The 6,349-nt window shown below is 70.9% G+C and carries 8 protein-coding genes; 1 reads left to right on the top strand and 7 read right to left on the bottom strand.

Translation table 11 applies throughout. The annotated features are described in order from the left end of the window. The 3 genes from SACSA_RS23350 to SACSA_RS0116055 all read right to left on the bottom strand — a co-directional run. Positions 1 to 464 (bottom strand): reverse transcriptase-like protein (locus SACSA_RS23350; RefSeq protein ID WP_019818683.1); only part of this gene is annotated, 464 nt, incomplete at its 3' end. Then, positions 461 to 1,198, bottom strand: a complete 738-nt coding sequence (locus SACSA_RS0116060) for a zinc ribbon domain-containing protein (protein WP_019818682.1) — start codon at positions 1,196 to 1,198, stop codon at positions 461 to 463. The genes SACSA_RS0116060 and SACSA_RS23350, both read right to left, overlap by 4 nt. Positions 1,199 to 1,217: 19 nt before the next feature. Next, a complete protein-coding gene (locus SACSA_RS0116055) occupies positions 1,218 to 2,021 on the bottom strand; it encodes a Nif3-like dinuclear metal center hexameric protein (protein WP_028661939.1) in 804 nt (267 codons plus the stop codon). Between the two features lie 233 nt (positions 2,022 to 2,254). Between SACSA_RS0116055 and SACSA_RS0116050 the strand changes: the two genes are divergently transcribed. After that, a complete protein-coding gene (locus SACSA_RS0116050) occupies positions 2,255 to 3,475 on the top strand; it encodes a cytochrome P450 (protein ID WP_019818678.1) in 1,221 nt (406 codons plus the stop codon). Between the two features lie 98 nt (positions 3,476 to 3,573). Here SACSA_RS0116050 and SACSA_RS0116045 read toward each other — a convergent pair whose 3' ends face one another. From SACSA_RS0116045 to SACSA_RS0116030, 4 genes are read right to left on the bottom strand one after another with little or no spacing between them, the layout of a single operon-like run. Continuing rightward, positions 3,574 to 4,788 (bottom strand): cytochrome P450, encoded by a 1,215-nt coding sequence (locus SACSA_RS0116045; protein WP_019818677.1) that lies wholly within the window; start codon positions 4,786 to 4,788, stop codon positions 3,574 to 3,576. After that, entirely contained in the window at positions 4,785 to 5,402 is a 618-nt protein-coding gene (locus tag SACSA_RS0116040) for a GTP-binding protein (RefSeq protein ID WP_019818675.1), read from the bottom strand. Before SACSA_RS0116040 ends, SACSA_RS0116045 begins: the two co-directional genes overlap by 4 nt. Beyond that, positions 5,383 to 5,742: a DUF742 domain-containing protein gene (locus SACSA_RS0116035; RefSeq protein ID WP_019818674.1), complete on the bottom strand. Its 360-nt coding sequence runs from the start codon at positions 5,740 to 5,742 to the stop codon at positions 5,383 to 5,385. The genes SACSA_RS0116040 and SACSA_RS0116035 overlap by 20 nt, the downstream gene beginning before the upstream one ends. Next, on the bottom strand, positions 5,739 to 6,155 hold the full coding sequence (locus SACSA_RS0116030; protein ID WP_019818673.1) for a roadblock/LC7 domain-containing protein: 417 nt from the start codon (positions 6,153 to 6,155) through the stop codon (positions 5,739 to 5,741). Before SACSA_RS0116030 ends, SACSA_RS0116035 begins: the two co-directional genes overlap by 4 nt. Between the last annotated feature and the right edge of the window lie 194 nt (positions 6,156 to 6,349).

Below are 6,349 nucleotides of genomic sequence, written 5' to 3'. Positions count from 1 at the left end.
GCCCGTTCCGGCGGCGCCGCGGGCTCCGCCGCGGTGTCACCGCCGGCGTCCCGCCCGGCCTGGGTGTCCATCGCCTCGTTCGCGAGCCGGTCGGCGTGCTTGTTGCGCTCGCGTGGAATCCACTCGTAACGCACGACGGCGAACCCGTCCGCCAGCTCCTTGGCGCGCACCGCGAGCGGGCGCAGCGCCGCGTTCTTGATCTTCCACCGGCCGCACATCTGCTCGACGACCAGCTTTGAATCCATGCGCACGTCCACCCGGGATGCGCCCACGTCGGCGGCGGCCTCGAGCCCCGCCACCAGGCCCCGGTACTCGGCCACGTTGTTCGTGGCCACCCCGAGGCCCTCCTGGCGCTCGGCCAGCACCTCGCCGGACTCCGCGTCCCGCACGACCGCGCCGTATCCCGCGGGCCCGGGATTGCCGCGCGAACCGCCGTCGGCCTCGACGACCACGCGGCCGGTCACAGGCCCGACTCCAGGGTGCGCACGAGGATGGCCTCGCAGTTGTCGCACTGGACGATCTCGTCCGGAGGCGTGTTCTTGATCTCGGCGATCGTGCTGCGGTCGAGTTCGAGCTGGCAGGCCCCGCACCGCCGGGACTTGAGCAGCGCCGCGCCGATCCCCCGGTGCGCGCGCACCCGCTCGTACAGCGCGAGCACGTCCTCCGGCAGCGTGGGTGTCACGCCCTCGCGGTCGGCCTCGCGTCGCGCCTGCGTGGCGTCCAGGTCGGCCACGGCCTCGTCCCGGCGCTTGCGCGCGTCGGCGAGAGCGCGCTCGGCCTCGTCCACCTCCGCGGCGGTGCGCTGAACGTCGGCGTCGACGGCCTCCTTGCGCTCCATCAGTTCGAGCTGGTCGTCCTCGAGCGCGGCCTGCCTGCGGGCGAGTGTGTCCATCTCGTGTTCCAGCTCGGTGAGCTGCTTGGCCGAGACCGACCCCTGCTCCATCAGCTTGCGGTCCCGCTCCGCACGGGCCCGCACCGACTCGACCTCGCTCTCCTGCTTGGTCACCTCGCGGTCGAGGTCGGAGGCCGAGGTCTGCACGGACACGAGGGCGTCGGAGCGGTCCCGCACGCGCTGCTCGGCCTCGGTGATCTCGGCCAGCTCGGGAAGGGTCCGGCGGCGGTGCGCCACCCGGGACAGCTCGGCGTCGATCTTGGCGAGGTCGAGCAACTGGCGCTGCGCGGTGGGTTCTGCCTTCACTGCGTTTCTCCGTTCGTCCTCACGCTCGCAGGTTCCACGGATCGGTGCACCGCGTCGACACGTGAACCTCGACGTTACCCCCCGCGCGCAGCACGCTCGCCGCTTGCCCGCACCATGGCCACTCGCTGGCCCAGTGGGTGAGCCCGACCAGCGCCGGACCGCCCTGTTCCAGGTGTTCGCCCGCGGGATGGTGGCGCAGGTCCGCCGTCACGTAGGCGTCCACCCCGGCGGCGGCAGCGGCGCCGAGATAGCTGTCACCGGAACCGCCGGACACCGCCACGGTCCTGATCGGACGGTCCGGATCACCCGCACCGAGGACCCCCGGCCGGGTGGCGGGCAGGGCACTGTCCACCCGGCGCACGAACTCCGCGAACGGCTCCGGCTCGGTCAGCTCGCCGATGCGCCCGAGCCCGGTGCGGCCGTCGCCGTCCGGATGCGGCGCCAGCGGGCCTCGCACGGTGAGGCCGAGCGCCTCGGCCAGCGCGTCCGAGACGCCGGGATCGGCCGAGTCGGCATTGGTGTGCGCGCAGAACAGCGCGATGCCCGAGCGGATCATGCGGTGCACCAGCCTGCCCTTGGTGCTGTCGGTGCCGACGCCGTGCACGCCCCTCAGCAGCAGCGGATGGTGCGCGACGATCATGTGCGCACCACGCTCAACGGCCTCGTCCACCGTTCGCTCGACCGGGTCCACGCAGACCAGCACCCGGCCCACCGGCTCGCCGGGGTCTCCACACACCAGCCCCACGGCATCCCATGGTTCGGCCAGCTCACGGGGGTAGGCCGCGTCCAGCGCGGCGATCACGTCGGACACTGTCGAAGCCATGCCGCGATCCTCCCACGGATGCCGTGCTCACTGTGCTGCGTCCGTCGCGCACGGCTAGGCCGACCGTCGGAATCTGCCGCTCGGGTGCAGAGAAACCGCCCTCCTCGTCGTTAGTCTCGCGGACGGTCACCACTCGCTGACGCACTGTCAACGACATGCGGACCGACGACCACGGTTCCGGCTCGTGCACGCCCCGGCGCGCGGGCCCGGGCGCGCACGAACACAGGAGGGTCATGACCACCGCACCCGAAGCCCCCGACATCCTCTCGCCGGAGTTCGCCGCCGACCCCTACACGGCCTACGACGCCATGTTCGACGGCCCGCCCCTGATCTGGCACGAGGCCATGCGCAGCTACATCGTCTTCCGCTACGACGACGTGGCGCGGGCGTTCAAGGACCCCGTCTTCACCACCGACAACTACGGCTGGCAGCTCGAACCCGTGCACGGCCGGACCATTCTCCAGATGGACGGGCGCGAGCACTCGGTGCGACGAGCGCTGGTGGCTCCCGCGTTCCGGGGCCAGGAGCTGCGAGAGAAGTTCCTCCCGGTGATCGAGCGCAACGCCCGCGAGCTGATCGACCGGTTCCGGCACACCGGCAACGCCGATCTGGTGCACGACTTCGCCCGGCATTTCCCGATCAACGTCATCGTCGACATGCTGGGCTTGGACCGGAGCGACCACGAGCGGTTCCAGCGCTGGTACACCTCGATCATCGCGTTCCTCGGCAACCTCAGCCAGGACCCCGACATCGCCGCCGACGGGTTGCGCACCCGTGACGAGCTGGCCGAGTACATGATCCCGATCATCCGTGAGCGGCGGGAGAACCTCGGCGACGACCTGCTGTCCACCCTGTGCGCCGCCGAGGTCGATGGCACCCGGATGAGTGACGAGGACATCAAGGCGTTCGTCAGCCTGCTGCTCGCCGCGGGCGGCGAGACCACCGACAAGGCCATCGCGGGGATCTTCGGCAATCTCCTGGCCCACCCGGACCAACTGCGCGCGGTCCGCGCGGACCGGAGCCTCATCCCGCGGGTCTTCGCCGAAACGCTGCGCTTCACCCCGCCCGTCCACATGATCATGCGCCAGCCCGCGGAGGACGTGGAGCTGCGCGGCGGCGTAGTTCCGGCGGGCAGCACGCTGACCTGCCTGATCGGGGCGGCCAACCGCGACCCGGAGCGGTTCACCGACCCGCACACGTTCGACGTCTTCCGCGACGACCTGCCGACGGACACGGCCTTCTCCGCCGCCGCGCAGCACCTGTCGTTCGCGCTCGGCAGGCACTTCTGCGTCGGGGCGCTGCTGGCCAAGGCCGAGGTCGAGGTCGGTGTCGATCAGCTGCTCGACGCGATGCCCGACGTGTGCCTCACCGAGGGGCAGACCGTGGTCGAGCAGGGCTTGTTCACCCGGGGCCCGGTGTCGGTGCCGGTGCGCTTCACCCCGGCAGGGCGTTAGGGTCGATTCGCCGTCCGCGAGGGGCAACTCGCGGACGGGACGGGGCAACTCGCGGACGGGACGGGGCAACTCGCGTGCCGCGAGGGGCAACTCGCGGGTCAGTGGGCGGCGGTGAAGGTGACCGGGAGGCTGCGGAGGCCGCGCATCCAGACCGACGGGTGCCATTCGAGGTCGTCGCTCGGGACTCCCAGGGACAGGTCGGGCAGCCGGTCCAGCAGCACCTCCACCGAGGTCTTCGCGATCACCTCGGCCACCTCGGGCGCCGGGTAGGGACATCCGTGCTCACCGTGCCCGAAGGACATGTGGGCGCGGTTTCCCGTCGCGTCGGGCAGGGCCAGCCGCACGGTCGGGTCGGTGTTCGCCGCCGAAAGCCCGAGTACGAGCATGTCCCCCGCGCGCACGCGGCACCCGGCCAGTTCGGTGTCCCTGCTGGCGAACCGGCCGATGAAGTTCTGCGTCGGCGTGTCGTGCCAGAGCACCTCGGTCAGCGCCTGCCCCACGCTCTCCCGGCCTCCGGCCAGGGTCAGGGCGAAGCGCTCGTCGGTCAGCATCAGCCGCAGCGTGTTCCCGATCCAGTTCGCCGTCGGCTGCTGCGCCGCCGAGGCCACCACCAGCAGGTCGAGCTTGATCTCCTCGTCGGTCAACCCGGCCGGGTGCTCGATGAGGTAGGACGGCACGTCCGGGCCCGGGGCGGCGCGCTTGCGCGCCAGCAGCTCGCTCATCGCCGTCCGCACCCGGCCGAAGGCAGGGCCCGCGTCCGGGCCGACGTCGAGGGAGGCGCGGATGTCGCGCACCAGGTCCGGAATCTCGCCCTCGGGCAGGCCGTACAGGGTGGCCAGCACCGACAGGGGCATCTTCAGCACGTACTCGGCCATGAGTTCGGCCTCGCCACGCCCGGCGAACGTGTCGATCAGCGAGTCGGCCACGCGCTCGCAGTTCATGCCGATCTCGAACTGGTCGAACGCGTTCAGCGCGTCGCCGATCGCGCCCGCCCGCCGCCTGTGCTCGTCGTCCTCGGCGAACATCACCGACGGGTTGTGGCTGACGTAGGGCAGCAGCGGCCAGTCGTCGGGTACGCGGTCCCACATGTTCCAGCGCCGCGTGTCGCGCGCGAACAGCCGCGGGTTGGAGGTGACCTGGTGCAGTTCACGGTATCCGACCACGAACCACGCGGGGATGTCACCGTCGAGCAGCACCGGCGCGACCGGGCCGTGCCGGTGCCGGATCTCCGCGTACAGCGCGGCCGGGTCCTGTGTGAACCGCTCCCCGTAGAGCGGCTCGGCGTCGTCCAGCGACGACCGCAGGTCGGTCATGACGTTCTTCCCTGATTCGACATGGTGTACAGGTGGTCGACGAGTGTGATGAGCACTCGTTTGGACGATTCCCGGTCGCGGGCGTCGCAGTCGATCAACGGCACCTCGTCGGACAGGGTCAGCGCCTCGCGCAACTCGTCGAGATCGTGCGTGGCGCCCGGGAAGTTGTTGCGCACGACGATGAACGGCGTTCCGTGGTGCTCCAGCCGGTCGATGGAATACCAGGAATCCTCGACGCGGCGGGTGTCCACGAGTACCACCGCGCCGAGGGTGCCCGCGAAGAGCCGGTCCCACAGGAACCAGAACCGCTGTTGCCCCGGCGCTCCGAACAGGTAGAGCACCAGTTCCTCGTCGAGTGTGATGCGGCCGAAGTCGAACGCCACGGTGGTCGTGTTCTTCGCGGCCACCTCGGCGGTGTTGTCGATGCCGAGCCCGGCCTGGGTCATCGTTTCCTCGGTGTTCAGCGGGCGGATCTCACTCACCGAACGGACCAGTGTGGTCTTGCCGACGCCAAACCCGCCCACGACGACGATCTTCGCGCCGTCGGCCGCCGTGCTCCGCAGCGGCGTGCGGTCCGACGCCGGTGTGACGGGGTCAGAGATTGTGGAGTCCAACGAGCACCCTCTCGAGGAAAGCCGGATCGGGCATTTCGGACGGCCTCCGGCGTGCGCTGGGATGCCGCGCGGTGACGTGACCGGTGGCCAGCAGGTCGGTGATGAGGATCTTCACGACGCTGACCGGCAGATCCAGTTCCGAGGCGATCTCCACGACCGCCGTCGGATACCGGCAGACGCGCAGGATGCGCGCGTGCTCCGACTGCATCCCGGGAGCGGGGCCGGACTCCCCGACGATGAGCGTGACCAGGTCGAGGTCGTTGTCGTCGGCGCGGCTGCGCCCACCGGTCACCGTGTAGAGCCGGTCGGGTTCCTCGTTGTCGACCGCGGTCCGCGTCATGCCGGCTGGTCCGTTCGTGGCCTGCGTGGCGGCGCGGTGAGGAACGGCCCGAGCTGTTCGACGAGCTCGTTCATCTTGTGGCCGATGAAGCCGACGTCGGCGTCCTCGGAGGCCAGCAACGCGAGATGCGCGCCTTCGCCCGCCTCCACGATGAACAGCAGCCCGCCGTGGAACTCGGTCATGGACTGCCGCACGCCACCGGAGCCGTCACCGAACTCCATCGACGCGCTCTGCGCGAGCGCCTGCACTCCCGCCGCGACGGCGGAGAGCTGGTCGGCCCGGTCCACACCGAGCTCCCGGGTGTGGCACAGCTTCAGCCCGTCTCTCGACAGCACCAGGGCGTGCCGCGCTCCGGGGGTCTGCTCCAGCAGGCTCTCCAGTAGCCATTCGAGGCTCTGATTCGTCGTCGTCATCACGAGATCCTTGTCGGCCGTGGTCGGATGGGGCTGCCCGCGCGATCAGTCGGAGTCCGGTACCGACTCCGGTGGCACGCCGGTGTCCCGGCGTGTCGATCGCAGGGCCTGGCGGAACGCGCCGAACCGGGCACCCGCGTCCCCACGGGGCCGGCCGGACGCGGCACGGGGCTGACGCGGCGGCGGCTCCGGGG

Origin of the sequence: Saccharomonospora saliphila YIM 90502, assembly GCF_000383795.1 — a bacterium.
GTDB lineage: Bacteria > Actinomycetota > Actinomycetes > Mycobacteriales > Pseudonocardiaceae > Saccharomonospora > Saccharomonospora saliphila.
Note: the sequence above shows the minus strand (reverse complement) of the source record. Positions and strands in the feature narration are given on the sequence as shown.

What these genes read in the sequence shown, in the direction of transcription:
- SACSA_RS0116055 (WP_028661939.1), bottom strand. Translation starts at nt 2,021, where the DNA reads ATGGCTTCGACAGTGTCCGACGTGATCGCCGCGCTGGACGCGGCCTAC.
- SACSA_RS0116050 (WP_019818678.1), top strand. Translation starts at nt 2,255, where the DNA reads ATGACCACCGCACCCGAAGCCCCCGACATCCTCTCGCCGGAGTTCGCC.
- SACSA_RS0116045 (WP_019818677.1), bottom strand. Translation starts at nt 4,788, where the DNA reads ATGACCGACCTGCGGTCGTCGCTGGACGACGCCGAGCCGCTCTACGGG.
- SACSA_RS0116035 (WP_019818674.1), bottom strand. Translation starts at nt 5,742, where the DNA reads ATGACGCGGACCGCGGTCGACAACGAGGAACCCGACCGGCTCTACACG.
- SACSA_RS0116030 (WP_019818673.1), bottom strand. Translation starts at nt 6,155, where the DNA reads ATGACGACGACGAATCAGAGCCTCGAATGGCTACTGGAGAGCCTGCTG.